The 16,889-nt window shown below is 73.9% G+C and carries 11 protein-coding genes; 5 read left to right on the top strand and 6 right to left on the bottom strand.

The features are described 5' to 3' along the window. Nucleotides 1-29: 29 nt before the first annotated feature. Complete coding sequence (locus HOO61_RS22115) at nucleotides 30-272, bottom strand: hypothetical protein (protein ID WP_172261930.1); 243 nt, start codon at nucleotides 270-272, stop codon at nucleotides 30-32. Between the two features lie 116 nt (nucleotides 273-388). On the opposite strand from HOO61_RS22115, the gene HOO61_RS22110 reads away from it, so the two are divergent. After that, nucleotides 389-1,249 carry a MerR family transcriptional regulator gene (locus tag HOO61_RS22110; protein ID WP_172261928.1) on the top strand — a complete coding sequence of 287 codons (861 nt, stop codon included), beginning with the start codon at nucleotides 389-391 and terminating at the stop codon, nucleotides 1,247-1,249. Nucleotides 1,250-1,252: 3 nt separating this feature from the next. Here the strand turns inward: HOO61_RS22110 and HOO61_RS22105 are convergent, their stop codons facing one another. Both HOO61_RS22105 and HOO61_RS22100 read right to left on the bottom strand, forming a co-directional pair. After that, on the bottom strand, nucleotides 1,253-2,947 hold the full coding sequence (locus tag HOO61_RS22105; RefSeq protein ID WP_172261926.1) for a fumarate hydratase: 1,695 nt from the start codon (nucleotides 2,945-2,947) through the stop codon (nucleotides 1,253-1,255). A 39-nt stretch (nucleotides 2,948-2,986) separates the two neighbouring features. Next, the gene (locus tag HOO61_RS22100; RefSeq protein ID WP_172261923.1) at nucleotides 2,987-3,754 is read right to left on the bottom strand and encodes an isocitrate lyase/phosphoenolpyruvate mutase family protein; all 768 of its coding nucleotides are present in this window, start codon (nucleotides 3,752-3,754) and stop codon (nucleotides 2,987-2,989) included. Nucleotides 3,755-3,817: 63 nt separating this feature from the next. Between HOO61_RS22100 and HOO61_RS22095 the strand changes: the two genes are divergently transcribed. Continuing rightward, nucleotides 3,818-4,897, top strand: coding sequence for an NAD(P)-binding domain-containing protein (locus HOO61_RS22095; RefSeq protein ID WP_172261921.1), 1,080 nt, complete (start codon nucleotides 3,818-3,820; stop codon nucleotides 4,895-4,897). A gap of 1 nt (nucleotide 4,898) precedes the next feature. Here the strand turns inward: HOO61_RS22095 and HOO61_RS22090 are convergent, their stop codons facing one another. Beyond that, a complete protein-coding gene (locus HOO61_RS22090; RefSeq protein ID WP_172261919.1) occupies nucleotides 4,899-7,811 on the bottom strand; it encodes a helix-turn-helix domain-containing protein in 2,913 nt (970 codons plus the stop codon). 115 nt (nucleotides 7,812-7,926) lie between these two features. Here HOO61_RS22090 and HOO61_RS22085 point away from each other — a divergent pair, with 115 nt between their 5' ends. Further along, nucleotides 7,927-9,621, top strand: a complete 1,695-nt coding sequence (locus HOO61_RS22085) for a CapA family protein (RefSeq protein ID WP_172261917.1) — start codon at nucleotides 7,927-7,929, stop codon at nucleotides 9,619-9,621. On the opposite strand, the gene HOO61_RS22080 is transcribed toward HOO61_RS22085, so the two are convergent. Beyond that, nucleotides 9,530-12,535 (bottom strand): AAA family ATPase, encoded by a 3,006-nt coding sequence (locus HOO61_RS22080; RefSeq protein ID WP_172261915.1) that lies wholly within the window; start codon nucleotides 12,533-12,535, stop codon nucleotides 9,530-9,532. The two genes, HOO61_RS22085 and HOO61_RS22080, sit on opposite strands and share 92 nt — an antisense overlap. A 193-nt stretch (nucleotides 12,536-12,728) precedes the next feature. Between HOO61_RS22080 and HOO61_RS22075 the strand changes: the two genes are divergently transcribed. Then, nucleotides 12,729-13,019: a hypothetical protein gene (locus HOO61_RS22075; RefSeq protein ID WP_172261913.1), complete on the top strand. Its 291-nt coding sequence runs from the start codon at nucleotides 12,729-12,731 to the stop codon at nucleotides 13,017-13,019. A gap of 102 nt (nucleotides 13,020-13,121) precedes the next feature. Here HOO61_RS22075 and HOO61_RS22070 read toward each other — a convergent pair whose 3' ends face one another. Continuing rightward, nucleotides 13,122-16,031, bottom strand: a complete 2,910-nt coding sequence (locus tag HOO61_RS22070; protein WP_172261911.1) for an AAA family ATPase — start codon at nucleotides 16,029-16,031, stop codon at nucleotides 13,122-13,124. Between the two features lie 167 nt (nucleotides 16,032-16,198). On the opposite strand from HOO61_RS22070, the gene HOO61_RS22065 reads away from it, so the two are divergent. Continuing rightward, nucleotides 16,199-16,846: a DUF1707 domain-containing protein gene (locus HOO61_RS22065; RefSeq protein ID WP_172261909.1), complete on the top strand. Its 648-nt coding sequence runs from the start codon at nucleotides 16,199-16,201 to the stop codon at nucleotides 16,844-16,846. Nucleotides 16,847-16,889 lie beyond the last annotated feature (43 nt).

The following is a 16,889-nucleotide window of genomic DNA, read 5'->3' as shown; positions in this document are numbered from 1 at the left end:
CGGCTCAGCGGCGGCTCAGCGTCAGCGGTTCAGCGGGCGCTCGTCGCCGCCGGCTCGTCGGTGCAGCCACTGCTCGACCAGTAGCTGCCCACGAGATCCATCCGGCAGTGGCTGTCGGTCGAGGGAGCGTCGGACATCGCGGGTGACGCGCCGAGCACGGAGCCCACCGCCGCGGCGACGAGGGCCGCGATGCCCGCCGCGCGCAGCCGGCGGTTCGTACGCCCGTGGAGGTCGGTCGTCGGGTGTGCCGCCAGCGTCGTCATCGTCGTCATGGGTGGGTCTCCTGGGGAGTGCGCCTGCGGGTTGTCCACAGTTTGTCCACTGTTGGGGACAAGGGAACGGTAGATCGCTGTCCACACTTTGTCCAAAGTTCGCTACCCTTGGGGACGTGTACACCGTCGGACGCACCGCACAGCTGACCGGAGTGCCGCGCGAGACCCTGCGCAAGTGGGAGCAGAGGTATGGCGTGGTGTCACCGGCCCGCACCGAGGGCAACTACCGCCTCTACGACGACGAGGCGGTCCGCCGCCTGTCCGTGATGCGCGACCTCGTCGACTCGGGGTGGGCGCCGCGAGACGCTGCCAGGCGCGTGCTGGACGAGCCGGTCGGCTCCGTCGCCGCCGAGCCCAGGCCGGGATCGCCGCTGGCCCGGCTCGACGACCTGGCCTCGTGCGGCGAGGACTTCGACGTCGTACGACTGGAGAGCATGCTCGACAAGGCGTTCGCCGAGGGTGACCTGGCCGTCGCGGTCGACGAGTGGCTGATGCCGTCGCTCGTGCGGCTCGGTGAGGCCTGGCAGCAGGGCGCCGTCAGCGTCGCGGGGGAGCACTTCGTCAGCGCCGCCGTCCTGCGTCGGCTCGCGCAGGCCTTCCACCAGTTGCCGCACGCTGAGCCCGCGGCGCCGCACGTGATGGCCGGACTGGCCCGCGGCTCGCGCCACGAGCTGGGCGTGATGGCGTTCGCGATGGTGCTGCGCAGCCGCGGCGTCAACGTCACCTACCTCGGCGCCGACCTGCCGGTCGAGAGCTGGGTCGACACCGCCCGTGCGCTGATGCCCGACGCCGTGGTGCTGGCCGTCCCGACCGTCGAGGACCTCCCGGCGGTGCGCGAGGCCGTGCAGGCCATCGCGCCGATCGCCACCGTCTGGCTCGGTGGCGCCCACCAGGGGCGGGTCGAGGGAGCAGAGGTGCTGGGCCACCGGATCGGGGAGGCGGCGGCCGACCTCGCCGCCCGCATCAGCGCCACCTGAGCGCTACTGGGCCGAGCGAACCCGGATTCCAGAGATGGGCACGGTCACCGCGCCCGAGGGGTCGGTGAAGAAGTCGTTGCCCTTGTCGTCGACGACGATGAAGGCAGGGAAGTCCTCGACCTCGATCTTCCACACCGCCTCCATGCCGAGCTCCTCGTACTCGACCACCTCGACGGACCGGATGCAGTCCTGTGCGAGCCGGGCGGCCGGGCCGCCGATCGAGCCGAGGTAGAACCCGCCGTGGGCGTGGCACGCCTCGGTGACGGCCTTGGAGCGGTTGCCCTTGGCGAGCATGACCATCGACCCACCGGCGGCCTGGAACTGCTCGACGTACGAGTCCATCCGGCCGGCCGTGGTCGGCCCGAACGACCCGGACGGCATGCCGGCCGGGGTCTTGGCCGGACCGGCGTAGTAGACGGGGTGGTTGCGCAGGTAGTCGGGCATCTCCTCGCCGGCGTCGAGGCGCTCCTTGATCTTGGCGTGCGCGATGTCGCGCGCGACGACCAGCGGACCGGTGAGCGAGAGCCGCGTCTTGACCGGGTGCTTCGACAGCTCGGCGAGGATGTCGGCCATCGGCTGGTTGAGGTCGATCGGCACGACCGCGCCGCCCTCGATGTCGTGGGCCATGCCCGCGTCGGGCATGTAGTGCGCCGGGTCGGTCTCGAGCTGCTCGAGGAAGACGCCCTCGGGCGTGATCTTCCCGAGCGCCTGCCGGTCGGCCGAGCAGGAGACGGCGATCGCGACGGGGCACGACGCGCCGTGGCGGGGGAGGCGGACCACGCGGACGTCGTGGCAGAAGTACTTGCCGCCGAACTGCGCGCCGATGCCGAAGGACTGGGTGAGCTCGAAGACCTTCTCCTCCAGCTCGACGTCGCGGATGCCGTGGGCGCTCATCGAGCCCTCGGTCGGCAGGTCGTCGAGGTAGTGCGCGGAGGCGTACTTGGCGGTCTTGAGGGCGAACTCCGCGCTGGTGCCGCCGATGACGACCGCGAGGTGGTACGGCGGGCACGCAGCGGTGCCGAGCGAGCGGATCTTCTCGTCGAGGAACTCCATCAGCCGCGTCGGGTTGAGGACGGCCTTGGTCTCCTGGAAGAGGAACGACTTGTTGGCCGAGCCGCCGCCCTTGGCCATGAAGAGGAACTTGTACTCCGGCACGTCCTTGGCCGGCGTCGAGTAGAGCTCGATCTGCGCCGGCAGGTTGGTGCCGGTGTTCTTCTCCTCGAACGTCGTCAGCGGCGCGAGCTGGGAGTAGCGGAGGTTGAGCCGGGTGTAGGCGTCGTACACGCCGCGACTGATGGCCTCGCCGTCGTCGGCGCCGGTGAGGACGCCCTCGGACTTCTTGCCCATCACGATCGCGGTGCCGGTGTCCTGGCACATCGGCAGCACGCCGCCGGCGGAGATGTTGACGTTCTTGAGCAGGTCGAGCGCGACGAAGCGGTCGTTGCCGGACGCCTCGGGGTCGTCGATGATCTTGCGCAGCTGGGCGAGGTGGCCGGGTCGGAGGTAGTGGCTGATGTCGTGCATCGCCTCCTCGGTGAGCCGCCGGATCGCCTCGGGCTCGACGGTGAGGAACGTCCGCCCGCCGACCTCGGTCGTCGACACGCCTTCGGTCGTGAGCAGCCGGTAGGGAGTCTCCGGAGCGCCGTTGGAACCGGCGGTGGGGAGGAGGTCGGAGTAGTGGAACTCAGCAGCGCTCACGGCTGGTGATGCTACGCCGGGTCGGCGCCCGCCTGGACGTCACCTCCAGGGTGCGACCAGCGCGGCGAGGTCGGGGGCGAGCTCCTGCATCAGCTTGGGGCCGAAGGTCACCCGGTGCACGCCCATCACCTGCAGGTCCTCCAGCGACCCGGCGGCGCTTCCGGTGCGCGGGTTGGCGATGACGTTGACCGGCCCGGACAGTGCGTCGAGCAGGGCCTGCAGGGCGGTCGCGTCCGGTACGCCGACGGGGTAGACGCAGCGCGCGCCCGCCTCCTCGCAGGCCCGCAGGCGGGTGATCGCCTCGGCGACCGGGTCGTCGAAGAGGTCCTTCTTGAGGAAGACGTCGGTGCGTGCGTTGACGACGAGGTCGACGCCGGCCGCGTCGGCCGCCTGGCGCACCGCGCCGATGTAGTCGGCGTGCTCGGCCGCCGACCGCATCCGCCCACCCTCCGAGTGCACGGTGTCCTCGACGTTGAGGCCCACGGCACCGGCCTCGAGCAGCCGCTCGACCAGCTCGGCGGGCGCGGCGCCGTAGCCGGCCTCCATGTCGGCGGTCACCGGGACGTCGGGCACGGCCGAGCAGATCCGGCGTACGCCGTCGAGGGCGTCGTCGAGCGTCATGTCCTCGTTGTCGCCCTGGCCGCGGGAGTCGGCCAGCGGGTGGCTGCCGATGCTGAGCGCGCCGAAGCCGGCCTCGGCGACCACCTTCGCGGACCAGGCGTCCCAGACGTTGGGCAGGACCAGCGTGGTGCCGGTGTGGTGGAGCTCCAGGAGGCGGGTGGCGAGTGCAGCGACGGAAGTGGTCATGGGTCGAGGCTGCCACGCCGGACCGGGCGGGCATAGGTCTGGACGGGCGTGCGTTGACCCGGCATGGAGAACCCCGACCCGGTGCTGGACTCGGTCGTCATCGGCGCCGGTCAGGCCGGCCTCGCCGCGTCCTACTTCTTGCGCCAGCGCGGCATCGACCATGTCGTCCTCGACGCCAACCCGGGTCCGGGCGGGGCGTGGCAGCACCGCTGGTCGTCCCTGAGCATGGAGGACGTGCACGGGGTCGCCGACCTGCCCGCCTCGACCGCACCCGACGGCAGCCGGCGCGCCGCCAACCTCCTCGTGCCCGACTACTTCGACGGCTACGAGCGGTGGCACCACCTCCCCGTCGTGCGCCCGGTCCGGGTGGACCGCGTCGAGAGCGAGGGCGACCTGCTCGTCGTGCGCGCCGGTGACCGCGTCTGGCGCACCCGGACCCTGGTCAACGCCACCGGTACCTGGACCCGCCCGTTCGTGCCGCACTACCCGGGCATCGCGTCGTTCGCCGGCGAGCAGCTGCACACCGCCGGCTACCCGGGCGCCGACCACTTCCGCGGCAAGCGGGTGCTGGTGGTGGGCGGCGGCGCCTCCGCGGTCCAGCTCCTGGGCGAGCTCGCGCCCGTCACCGACACGCTGTGGGTGACCCGGCGTCCGCCGGTGTGGCGCGACGACGACTTCGACTCCGCAGCCGGCCTCGCCGCGGTCACCGCCGTCGAGGAGCGCGTACGACGCGGCCTGCCGCCGGCGAGCGTGGTCAGCGTGACCGGTCTGGCCCTGCGTCCCCAGGAGCAGGAGGCCGCCCGGCTCGGCGTCTACGAGCGGCGGCTCCCGATGTTCGAGCGGATCGAGCCCGACGGCGTGCGGTGGGAGGACGGGCGCTTCGAGCGGGTCGACGTGATCCTCTGGGCGACCGGCTTCCGGCCTGCCGTCGAGCACCTCGCGCCCCTCGGGCTGCGGTCGTCCGCGGGTGGCATCGCCCTCGTCCCCGTGCCCGGCAACGTGCAGGGCGCGACCACGTCGGTCGTCGACCCGCGCGTCCAGCTCGTCGGCTACGGCCCGTCGGCGAGCACCGTCGGCGCCTCGCGCGCCGGCCGCCAGGCCGCGCTCGCGGTGTCGCGGCACCTGGCCGCGGACGCGGCCTGAGTCACCCCCTGCGGCGTCCGGTGGCGGCCGTCTCGGCGATCGCGTGCGTGAGGGGGACGTGCTCTCGCGCATCGACGGCGGCCCTCTTCAACACACGCGCTGCGACCGTCCCTCGACCCTCGCGCAGCGCCGCTTCGGCTGCTCGCCACCGGCAGTACGCCGCGTCGTGCGGACGCTCGAGGTCGTGCCAGGTGGTGGCCGCTCCCAGCCACGCCTCGACGGTGTCCTGACCGAGCAGGCGCAGCCTCTCCGCGTCCCACTGGGGAAGGCATGCCCGGTCGGCCAGCACCGAGGTGCGCGAGAAGGGGTCGTGGTGCATGGCCGCCCGGAGCTCGTCGAGGCTGCGGGCGACGGTCCTCCGCTCCGAGACGGTGCCGGCGGTCGACGCGTCGACGGCGGTGCGGGCGGTCAGCACGAGGAGGTCACCCGCGGTTCCGGGCGCTACTTCGTCATGTCGCCCGAGGAGCACGGCCCGTGCCAGCGGGATGCCATCTGCGGGGTCTCCCATCCAGGCCGCGAAGTGCAGGCGCCCCGCGAGGAGCACCGTGTCGACGACCTCGTGATGACCGACGTCGAACACACCCAGCCGCCGTCGCGCCTCCTCCTCGTGGCCGAGGAGCACCTCCAGCATGGCACGCTCGAGGTGGAGGAAGGGCACGCCGTCCGGCACGTCGTTGCTGGTGTCGACCTGCAGGCGCTGCACCGCTTCGCGGAGGCGACCGGCGCGGCGCAGCGCCTGCGCCACGTTGCTCAGGAGCACGTTGGCTCGGCTCGTGGTGGCCTCCCACCGTGCTGCCTGCTGCAACGTCGGTTCCGCAGCTCGCAGCACCTCGTCCGCAGGACGCCCGGCCATGAGGAGGATGTCGGTGTGGCGGATGGCGACGTACAGGTTCCGCGGCAGGTCGCCGTCGGGACCGAAGTCGCGGACCACGCGCTCGATCTCGTCGAGGGCCCCGTCGTGACCCAGCGTGGCGAGCTGCCAGACCCACTGCGCCCGGACCGTTCGTTCGAGCTGGCGGTCCCCTGCTTCCGCAGCCACCTGGGCGGCCTCGGCCAGGGCGAGCGTCGCGTCGATGCGCCGACCGTGCCACTCGAGCTCGGTGCCTCGCCACGTCAGCGCCGCGGCGAGTCCCGGGGTCGGCGGCAGCGTCCGGTAGAGCTCGATCGACTGCGCCACGAGTCGTAGGCCCACGTCTCCCGTCACGAACTGCGAGGAGTTGAACCTGGCCAGCTGGTGGAGCAGGTCCGCGCGCTCGGCGACGTCGTACAGGTGTGGCGGGTCCGCCAGGGCCAGCTCGGACTCGAGGACGGGCACGGCGTCGCGCGGCCGACCGGCGAGGTCGAGCTGGGCCGCGAGGCCCGCCACGACCTCGTGACGGCGCACCGGTGGGTCGTCGACCTCGGCCGCACCGGGAGGCCACAGTGCCAGTGCGCGCAGCCAGTGGCCGGCCGCCTGCATCCCCGCGTAGCGTTCGGCCGCGGCGCGCGCGGCTCGCACCTGCCAGGCGCGCTCCTCGTCCGCGTCGTCGGCGGCCCGCCAGTGCAGTGCGACCTCGGCGGGTTCGGGGTCGCTGCCCGCGGCCAGGGTCGCGGCCACCGCGCGGTGCGCTGTGACGGCCTCACCGGGCAGCAGCCGACGCCGCACGGCCTCGGCGAGGAGCGGGTGGCGCAGCTGCACGCCGCCCGCATCGACGTCGACCAGTCGCTGCTCCCGCAGGTCTCGCACCACGTCGGCGAGCAACCCCTCCTCGACATCGGCGGCGCGCGCGACCTCTGGTGCGGTCATCCGTCGGTCCGCGACGCCCAGCACGGACGCGACGGCCCACCAGGCGCCGGCCAGGTGTCCGACGCGTCTGTCCAGGAGGTCGTCGAGGTAGGTGGGGTGTCCCGCGTCGGCCTGTGCGAGCTGCTCGGTGAAGAGCGGCTGGCCGCGACTGCGTACGTGGATCCGGGCCGCGTCCTCGGCCGTCGCGTCCGGGCGGAGGAGCCGCACCTGCTCCCACGTCTCCTCCGCGGTGAGCGGTTCCAACGGCACCGTGTCCGCGTCGCGAAGCATCCGGGCGAACCACTCCCGGTGCTGCTCGGTCACCTCCGGGTCGTCGGTGCGCCACGAGCCCAGCACCCGCACCTGCGAGTCCCGGACGAGGTGCTCGACGAGGTCGAGCGTCAGGCCGTCCGCCCAGTGCAGGTCCTCCAGCGCGAACGCGAAGGGCCGTGACCGGGCCACGGCGTGGCAGAGCTCGGCGACACCCAGGAACAGCCTCTGGCGCAGCCACCGGTCGTCCGCGTGCGGAACGGCCACGGTCTCCGTGGACCACTCGGGCAGCAGGACCGACACGGCGTCGCGTACGTGCGCGGGGCACGTGTGGAAGGCGTCGGCCGCGGCCCGCCCGTCGTCGGCACGCCCCAGCTGTCGGAGCGCGTCGGCGATCGGCAGCAGTGGCACCTCGCTCGAGAGAGGCAGGCACCGGCCGCAGGCGACCAGCACGGTGTCCTGCACCTGCGCCACGGCACTCGTCAGGACCGTGGTCTTGCCCATCCCGGCCTCACCGGTGACGAGGAGGAGGCCGGCGCCTTCCTCGAGATGACGGCGTACGGCCGCGAGCTCGCTCCGACGGCCGGCGATCCCCGGTGCCGGCGTGGGACCCACGTCCGACGGGTTGGTCGCCGCGAGCCACAGCCGGTGGAGCTCGCCGGTGTCACCGTCCATCGCCTCGACCAGCAGCTCGAGGGTGCCCCAGGTCGGGAGCGCCGGCGCGGAGAAGACCTTGGAGACGGTCGTGTGCGAGACGCCCGTCCTCGCAGCGAGGGTGCGCAGCGAGGGCCACCCCGCGCGGTGGTGGAGGCCGTGGAGCTCGACCACGAGGTCGCGGTGCGGTCCGGGTGGCAGGTCAGGGCGGGGGAGCGCGCTCACGAGACCTCCCTCCGCCCGGTCGTGATCCAAGGATCTGCCGGTCCGACAGTGGTGTCCATCCCCGGAGCGACCAGGCTCGACAAAGGTTCAACCACGCCCGGGGCACAATCGAGGGATGGACGTTCGGGCGCGTCACGTCGGGGGAGTCGTCGCCTGCGTGCTGGTGCTCTCCGGGTGCAGCTCGGCCCCCGCCGAGGAACCGCCACCGTCGCGTCCCGCCGCCGGAGAGACCTCGACGACCGAGCCGCTGCGGGAGGGTGAGGTGACCCTCGCGTTCGGTGGGGACGTGCACTTCGAGGGCGTGGCCGGGCAGCTGCTGGACCGCCCGCGCGGGCTGGGGAGCATCTCCCGGACGCTGCGGGACGCAGACGTGGCGATGGTCAACCTCGAGACACCGGTGACCCGGCGGGGACAGCGCGACCCCAAGGAGCTGGAGAACCCCGGCGACCGCTACTGGTTCCGCACGGGACCCCGCTCCGTCGACGTGCTGGCCGACGCCGGTGTCGACGTGGTGAGCGTGGCCAACAACCACGCCGGAGACTACGGCGCGACGGGCCTGCAGGACACGCTGGCCGCCGGCCGGGACCGCGGCGTGGCGATGGTCGGCGCTGGGCGGGGTGCAGCGGCGTACGCCCCGCACGTGGTCGAGGTCGGTGAGCTCGAGGTCGCCTTCCTCGCCGCGGACATGGTCCAGCGCGAGGGCGCGAGCGCCGTGTGGACCGCACGCCCCGGCAGCCTCGGTACGGCGTCGGCGCGAGGCAGCAACGCCGACGCGCTGGTCGCCGCGGTCGAGGCGGCCTCGGCGCAGGACCAGCTCGTCGTCGTCTACCTGCACTGGGGCAAGGAGTACCAGTCCTGCCCGACCCAGTCGCAGCGGCTGCTCGCCCGCGACCTCGCCGACGCCGGCGCGGACGTCGTCGTGGGCAGCCACTCCCACGTCCTCGGCGGCGCGGGGTGGGCGGGCGACGCGGTGGTGGGCTACGGCCTCGGCAACTTCGTCTGGTACCACGCCCGGCAGGCCGCCAGCGGCGTCCTGACCGTCACCCTCGACGGCGGGGGAGCCGTGCAGAAGTCGTGGACGCCGGCCCGCATCTCGCCGGTCGACGGCCGCCCGGTCCCGCTCGCCGGTCCCGACCGCACGCGAGCCGTCGCCGACTTCCGGTCCCGGCAGCGCTGCACCGGACTCGCGAACGACCGCGCGGAGGCGCAGGCCGACGACCCGGCGTACGAGTCCTCGATCAGTCGCGTCGACGCCGACCTGGCCGACCGGATGCGCCGCAGCCACCGCCCCGGGTGCCCCGTGCCGCTGCGCGACCTGCGCCACCTCCGGATGACCCACCGCGACTTCGACGGCGGCGCCCGCACCGGCGAGATGGTCGTCCACCGACGGTGGGCGCGACCCGTGACCGAGGTCTTCGGACGCCTGTACGACGCAGGGTTCCCGATCGCCCGGATGCGCCTCGTCGACGACTACCGCGCAGATGACGACCTCTCCATGGCGGCCAACAACACCTCCGGGTTCAACTGCCGCCGCGTCGCGGGACAGACGAGCTGGTCACAGCACGCCTACGGCGAGGCGATCGACATCAACCCGGTGCAGAACCCCTACGTCCGCCCGGGGCGCGTCGACCCCCCGGCCGGCCGGGCCTTCGCCGACGTCCGCCGCGACCGATCGGCACCGGCCCGCCTCGGCGTGATCCGGGCCGGCGACCTCCCGGTCACGGCGTTCTCCCGGATCGGCTGGGAGTGGGGCGGCTACTGGGTGTCGTCGAAGGACTACCAGCACGTCGCGGCGCCACGGGGGCGCTGACGGGGGCGCTGACGGGAGCGCTGACCGCGGCTCGGGTGCGGTCGATCACGCCGAGGAGCGGCACGTGCCCGCGCGCCTGCGCGTGGGCACGGCGCAGCAGGCGGCCGGCGAGCGTGCCGCGGCCCTCGAGCAGCGCGAGCTTGGCCGCCCGCCAGCGGCAGTACGCCGCCTCGTGGGGGCGACCGACGAGGTCCCACTGCTCGGCCGCCCCGGCCCAGTGCTGCAGCTGGGCGACACCGTGGAGCCGCGCCAGCTCGGCGCGCCACGTGCTCCGCGCGGCGGGGGCTGCGGCGTGTGGTGCGTCCGGCCCGAGCGGATCTGCGGACCACTGGTGCTGCCACTCCGCGAGCCGGGCCGCGAGGACGGGACGCCGGGTGGGGTCGGCCTCGGCGACGTCGGCTGCGGCCCGGGCGGCCAGGCACAGGAGGGTCCCGGTGTAGGGAGACCACGACGTGGCGGTCTCGCCGGCGATGCGGTCGCCGATGCGCTCGAGTGCCTGCACCGGCAGGCCCCGCCACAGGTCGCACAACGCCTGCACGCTCACCACCCCCTGCAGGTGGGCGCTGACGCCGAACTCCAGCCGGGTCAGGGTCTCGAGACGTCGGTCCGCGGCCTCCAGGTCGCCGCGCAGCACCTCGATCCACGCGCGGAGGAGGTGGAAGAAGCGGGTGCCCTGCTGCGGCACGTCCCGGGTGCGGGGCCGGACCAGACGTGAGGCGCTGCCGACGGCTCCCGCATGGATGCGGGCCTCGGCCACGTTGCACAGCAGGAGCGTGCTGAGCACCCAGGACTCGATCCCGGCCGCGCGCACCGCGGCCAGGCCGGGGTCGGCCGCGTCGGCGACGTCGTCTGCCGGCGCGCACAGCATCAGGAGCAGGTCGGTGTGGTAGGTGCCGAGCCAGACGTCGCTGAACGGGTCGTCCTCCACGAGCATGGTCCTCGCCTCCCGTGCCGCGCGCAGCCCCGCGAGCGTGTGTCCCGCGGCGACGTCGAGCCACGCCCGCTCGATCAGCGCGCCGCGGCGGAGAGCCAGGTCGTCGAGCTCGGCGCTGACCGCCAGTGCCTGGTCGACCACGGGGTAGGCGTCGTCGTACCTCCCGGCGCCGCGCAGCGCGCAGGACTTGTCGCCCAGGGCGCGCACCAGGGTGACGCGGTCGCCGAGCTCGGTCAGCACGGCGATCGCCTCGTCGGCGAGCCGCACGGCTGCCTCCGCGTCGACGTCGGCCATCACCTGGCTGGCGCGCCTCAGCGCCAGCGCGTGGTCGGCACGGGGCACGACCCCAGCCAGCGACAACGCCTCCGCCACCCGTGACCGCGCCTGCTCCGTTCGCCCGGACCCGATCATGGCGTGGACGAGCTCGAGGAGCAGCTCCGACCTCGTCGTCCCCGCTTCCGCGGGAGCCGGGCCGTCCTCGGGCCAGAGGTCCAGGGCGCGCTCCCAGTGGACCGCCTCCTCGTCGCGGGCCAGCCCGTCGCAGGCCGCTCGACCCGCGGCGACGCGCCAGCGCAGCTCCTCCCGGGGGTCGCCGGCGCCGCGCCAGTGCTCGGCGACCTCGGCCGGCGACGGGCGCGCTGTCGCGGCGAGGACGGAGGCCAGCCTGCGATGCACCGGGGCCGCCTCTCCCGGCACGAGCCGGGCCCGCACGGTGGCAGCGAGCAGCGGGTGCCGGACGGTGACGTCGGCCGTCGTGTACGGGTCGGCGAGCAGGTGGCAGGAGACCAGCTCTCGCAGGGCGTCGGTGAGCTCGGGCCGGTCCATCGACGTCGCGTCCGCGACCAGCCCCGCGGGCAGGGGGCGGTCGGCGAGCGCTGCGACGAGGAGCACCGCCCGCGCGCTCGGGCTCAGGTGGTCGACCTGTCGGGACAGCAGCTCGGCCACCGGCTCCGGCACGGCGTCGGCACTCGGCGAGCGCACCAGCTCCTCGGTGAACAACGGCACTCCCCGGCTGAGCCCGTGGACCCGCTCGACGTCGCCGCGCCGCAGTCGTGGCCCGATGAGGAGGCGCAGCTGATCGCGGGTCTCCTTGAGGGTCAGCGGGGCCAGGTTGAGGACCAGGGCCGCCTCACGACGCACGCGGACCAGCCACCCGTCGGCCTCTGCGGACTCGCCGGTGCGCATGCTGGCGACGATCGGGACGCCCCTGCCGCCGACGACGTGCCGTTCGACGAAGCCGCGCGAGCTGGGGTCGGACCAGTGCAGGTCCTCGAGGACCAGCGCCAGCGGGCGGAACGAGGCGAGCGCGGCGAGCGTGGACTCGATCGCCGCGAAGAGGCGAGCGGTCGCGAAGCGGTCGTCCACGTCGCGGCCCGGCGCCCCGACCTCCGGCAGGATCCTGGCCAGCGCCGCAGGCACGAAGGCGGGACACCGGCCCAGCGCCTCCCCGAACCACCGACCCTCGTCATCGAGCCAGACCTGTCGCAGCGCGTCGGCGACGAGCGCGAAGGGCGCGTCGGCGAGGATCGGCACCCCACCCGCTCGTGCCACGAAGGTCGAGACCTGCTGCGACGCCGCCGTCATGACGGTCGTCTTGCCGATGCCCGGCTCGCCGGTGACCACCAGCAGGCCACCACCGGCCTCGAGGTGACGGCGTACGACGAGCAGCTCGGCGCGGCGGCCCGCGATGGTCCGGGCGGGAGGGGGCAGGTGCCGGGCGCCGTCCGCGGTCGCGGCCAGCCAGAGGTCCCGGAAGTCGGCGGGGTCGCCGCCGAGTGCCGGCACCACCACCTCGACCAGCGACCACGCAGGTAGTCGCGGATGCGTGAACAGGTGGTAGACGGTGGTGTGCGAGCACCCCGCTCGGCGGCCGATGGCACGGACGCTGGGCCGTCCTGCCTCGTGGTGCAGGCGGTGCAGAGCGTCGACGAGCTCGCGGTGTGGTCCGGGCTCGAGCTCGGGCTGGTGCAGCAGGCCCATCGGCCCTCCCAGGGTCCCCCTCAGGATCGACCCGGGGGAGCGGGGTTGTCCAGATGCGTCCCGGGCAGCCGGTCCAGACCGGCGGCGGACGCGGTGTCAGCGTTCGTCAACCCGTGTCAACCGCACGCCCAGCGGTCCCACCGTGGAGGAACGACCCCGGTCCACCCAGGACCGGACCACGAAGGGACACACCATGAACGAGAACTCGCACGCCATCCGCCGCCGGCTCGCTGCCTGCGCCGTGGCAGCCGTCGTCCTGCCGGGCCTCGCGGCCTGCGGCGCCGACCTCGACCCGCCGGCGCAGGACATCAGCCGCGACAAGGTCGAGAAGAAGACGGACAAGGCCCCCGTGCCCGACCACACCTCGGGCAACCGCTACCAGTTCGACGACGAGTACGGCAAGCGTGCGGCGAAGAAGCACCAGGCCGACCCGCCCGAGGAACGGAACCTCGCCAGGTTGGACTTCGGGGACAACGGTCTGTGAGGCGGGAAGGGCCGGGTGCCGTCGGGGGGCGCCCGGCCTCGTCCCTTGGCCGAGTCCGCCCGATGGATCCCTGCCCTCCGGGGCAGGGATCCGTCCTCGTCCTCACGGGGACGTCTCGGCGATCACCCGGGACAGCGGGACGTGCTCGCGGGCATCGTTCGCAGCGCGCCGCAGCAACCGCGCGGCGACGACGCCCCGACCTTCGCGGAGCGCGACCTGGGCGGCACGCCAGCGGCAGTAGGCCGCCGCGTGTGGTCGACCGAGGTGGCCCCAGGCGGTCGCGGCGCGCGACCACTGGTCCACGGTGTCGGCGCCGCGGGCCCGCTGGAGCTCGACGTCCCAGGTCGCGCCGGCTGCGACCCCGGCTGACGACCGCTGCGGGTCCAGCGGGTCGAGACGGGCCCGCCGACGGAGGTCCTCGAGCACCTCGAGCACCTCGAGCGACTCGAGTGCCGGCGCGGGCGCCGCCGGCAGGCCCTCGGGCGTGCGCATGTCGGCCACGGCACGGGCGAGCACCAGGAAGGCGAGCCAGTAGTCGACGATCCCGGGAGAGTCGAGGAACGCCTCGAGCGGTTCGTGCAGGACCGCCCACGCCTGCTCGGGCTCCTCCTGCCACAGCAGGGCGGTCGCCTCCCACACGGCCCGGTTCAGCCGGTTGCGCGGGCTGCCGCCGACCTTGACCAGTCCGCGCATGGTCCGGATCGCGTCCTCGGTCCGCCCTTGGACGATGTCGAGTCGTGCCGAGACCCACTGCCCCGGCCAGTCGTCGTAGCTCTGCGACCGGGGCACGTCGACGAGGCGGGCAGCGGCGTCGCTCGCCCGGCCGGCGTCGAGGTACGCCTCCACGACGTTCGCCTTCACCAGCGTGAGCAGGTGGAAGTCGAGCTGCCACTCGCGCGCGAGGTCCAGCACCCGCCGGGCGGCCTCCTCGACCTCGTGGGGCGGGCGGTGGTGCTGCAGGAGCACGTCGGTCTGCATCATCGCGAGGTCTGCCTCGCGCCACGGCCCGGCCGTGCCGCGCACCCGGCTCCGCGCCCGGCGGAAGAGGTCGAGGGCCGCAGCGAGGTCGCCGAGGTGACCCACGTGCCAGCCCAGGGTGGCAGCGGTCTGGAAGTAGAGCGCGTCGTCGTCGAGCTCGGTGCTGACATCGAGCGCGCGCTGCAGGTCGCGTGTCGCCTCGTCGTAGCGGGCCAGGTCCATCAGGGCGTTGGCGCGCTGGTCGAGGACGTGGACCAGGCCGGCGCCGACGGGGTGCCCGGCCAGACGCGCGAGAGCGCGGTCGGTCAGCTCGAGGGAGGCCTCCGGGTCGTCCCCGACCAGCCAGGCAACGTGCGCCGCGCGGCGGATCACCTTGGCGGCCTGCTCGTCGGGGAGCGCGTCGACGTCCGGCTGCGCGTCGTCGACCAGCGCCGCGCAGGCCTCCAGGCGGCCCGAGAGCTGCAGCGCGTCGAAGGCGGACAACCAGGCGGTGACCAGGCCTTCGGGTGCCACGACGTGCTGGCGACCCAGGTCGAGGATGCGCAGCCAGTGGTCCGCCTCCGAACGCGGGTCGGTGCGGCGTCGCGCCTGACGGGCGGCGGCGGCTCGCCACCGGGCCTCCTCCGACGTCCCGCCCGAGAGCCGCCAGTGCTCGGCGACCACGGCCGGGTCCGCCCCGCCACCGCGCCCGAGAAGCTCCGCGAACGTGCGGTGCAGTCGCCGTACCTCGCCCGGGAGCAGTCGGCGACGAGCAGCCTCGGCGAGCAGGGGGTGCGCCAACCGGACCTTGTCGGTGGGACCCACGCTCACCAGGTGCCGCGCCGCCAGCTGCCGGAGCGCCACCAGGACGGCGTCCTCGTCGAGGTTGGTCGCGTCCGCCAGCAGCTCGACGTCGACCGGACCGTCGGCCACCCCGAGTGCGGTGGCGACCCGGTCCTGGTCCGGCGAGAGGTCGCCGAGGCGCCGGTCGAGGAGGTCGGCCAGGAGCGGCGGGAGGGTGGGGTCGTCGCCCTGGATGGCGAGGTGTGCGGTGAAGAGCGGATGTCCACGCGACCTGCGGTGGATCCGCTGGACCCGGTCCGGGGCGCCGCCGAGCCACCCGGCCAGGCGGAGCTGGTCCCGTGTCTCCTCCAGGGTCAGCGGGCCCAGGGGGACGGTCCGGGTCCCGGGGAGGGCCTGCATGCGGGCCAACCACTCGCCGCGCCACCGGGGGACCTTCGGGTCGTCCACGCGCCACGTCACCGCGACCGGCACGTGGGGGTCGCGCGAGAGGACGTACTCCAGGAGGTCGAGGGTCGTGGCGTCAGACACGTGCAGGTCCTCGACCACCAGCGCGAGGGGACGCAGCGCCGCCAGCCGGGCGAGCACCGCCGCGACGGCGGCGTACAGGTGCTGCTGGGCGAAGTCCAGGTCCTCGGTGGTGACTGCGTCGCCGCCGAGCTCCGGCAGCAGCCGCGCGAGTGCGTCGCGCGCGTAGCCGGGACAGCCGGACAGGGCCTCGTCGATCCACCGGCCGCCGTCCGAGTCGTGGATCGACCGCACCAGCTCCACGATCGGCATCAGCGGGACCTCGGTGGCGAACGGCAGGCAGCGCCCGACCGCCACGTGGCCGTCCGCGAGGGCAGCGGCTGCGTCCACGAGCGTGGACTTGCCGATGCCGGCCTCACCGGTCACCACCAGGAGGCCGCCGTCCCCGTCCAGGTGGTGGCGTACGACGGCGAGCTCGGCGCGCCGACCGGCGATCCCGGGAGGCGGGGGAGGAGGCGCTTCGTCGTCCGTCGACGACGCGGCGAGCCACAGGGCATGGAACCGCGACCGGTCGCCACCCATCGCCTCCACGAGGAGCTCCACCGTGCCCCACGGCGGCAGGACGCTGCTGGAGAGCACCTTGGAGACCGTGGTGTGGGAGACCCCGGTGCGGCGGGCCAGCGCCCGCAGGCTGGGCCAGCCGGCCCGGTGGTGCAGCTCGTGCAGGGCCCGGGCCAGGTCCTGGTGCGCGCCCGGCGGCAGGTCCGGGCTCGGTAGTGCGCCCATCTCACCTCCGGCAGCCGCTGGTGCAGGGCCCGAGACATCGTCCTCCAGCGTCCGACCGCCGGGTCGGCTTTGTCCATGCATTTCCCGCAACCGGGTGACGCCTCGCGTGGCGCGGTCCCTGACGCCCGTCACGGGTCGGGACCTCTGCTGCTCGCTAGGCTGGAGCCATGGGGGAGATCGAGAACCGCCCGCACGACCCGTCGCAGATGCGCATCTCCGACGCCGACCGCCAGCGCGTCGCCGACGTGCTGCGCGACGCCGCGGGGGAGGGCCGCATCGACCTCGACGAGCTCGAGGAGCGCCTCGAGCTGACGTGGCAGGCCAAGACCTACGGCGAGCTCGTGCCGATCACGCTCGACCTGCAGGCCGCCGGCCCGGTCGCGCCACCGGCCGCCTCGCCCGTGCGGCGTACGCCGTCGTCGGCACCGGCCGTCGGGCACAACTCGTCCGTCGCGATCATGAGCGAGTGCAAGCGCCAGGGAGTCTGGTCGGTGCCCGAGCACCACAGCGCGTTCGCGATGATGGGCTCGGTGCTGATCGACCTGCGCCAGGCACAGCTCTCGGCCCACGAGACGCTCGTCAACGCCAGCGCGATCATGGGTGAGGTCAAGGTGATCGTCCCGGCCGACATGCACGTCGTCATGGACGGCACCCCGATCATGGGCGAGTTCAACCAGGCCAAGGACAAGGTCCCCGCCGAGGTCGGCCCCGGCTCACCGGTCGTCCGGATCCGCGGCATGGCCCTCATGGGCTCGGTCACGGTGCAGCGACAACCCGCGCCGGGCACGCCGAAGAAGTACCTCGGCACGTACTGAGCGTCGCGACGCCACCGACGCCCGACGCCACCGTCGTCGCCCG

The organism is Nocardioides sp. zg-1230, from assembly GCF_013155335.1.
GTDB lineage: Bacteria > Actinomycetota > Actinomycetes > Propionibacteriales > Nocardioidaceae > Nocardioides.
This window is presented reverse-complemented; position numbering and strand designations above follow the sequence as displayed.

Excerpts from the sequence above, each read along its gene's own strand:
- HOO61_RS22085 (WP_172261917.1), top strand. The coding sequence starts at position 7,927 with ATGGACGTTCGGGCGCGTCACGTCGGGGGAGTCGTCGCCTGCGTGCTG.
- HOO61_RS22115 (WP_172261930.1), bottom strand. The coding sequence starts at position 272 with ATGACGACGATGACGACGCTGGCGGCACACCCGACGACCGACCTCCAC.
- HOO61_RS22065 (WP_172261909.1), top strand. The coding sequence starts at position 16,199 with ATGGGGGAGATCGAGAACCGCCCGCACGACCCGTCGCAGATGCGCATC.
- HOO61_RS22100 (WP_172261923.1), bottom strand. The coding sequence starts at position 3,754 with ATGACCACTTCCGTCGCTGCACTCGCCACCCGCCTCCTGGAGCTCCAC.
- HOO61_RS22080 (WP_172261915.1), bottom strand. The coding sequence starts at position 12,535 with ATGGGCCTGCTGCACCAGCCCGAGCTCGAGCCCGGACCACACCGCGAG.
- HOO61_RS22070 (WP_172261911.1), bottom strand. The coding sequence starts at position 16,031 with ATGGGCGCACTACCGAGCCCGGACCTGCCGCCGGGCGCGCACCAGGAC.
- HOO61_RS22075 (WP_172261913.1), top strand. The coding sequence starts at position 12,729 with ATGAACGAGAACTCGCACGCCATCCGCCGCCGGCTCGCTGCCTGCGCC.
- HOO61_RS22095 (WP_172261921.1), top strand. The coding sequence starts at position 3,818 with ATGGAGAACCCCGACCCGGTGCTGGACTCGGTCGTCATCGGCGCCGGT.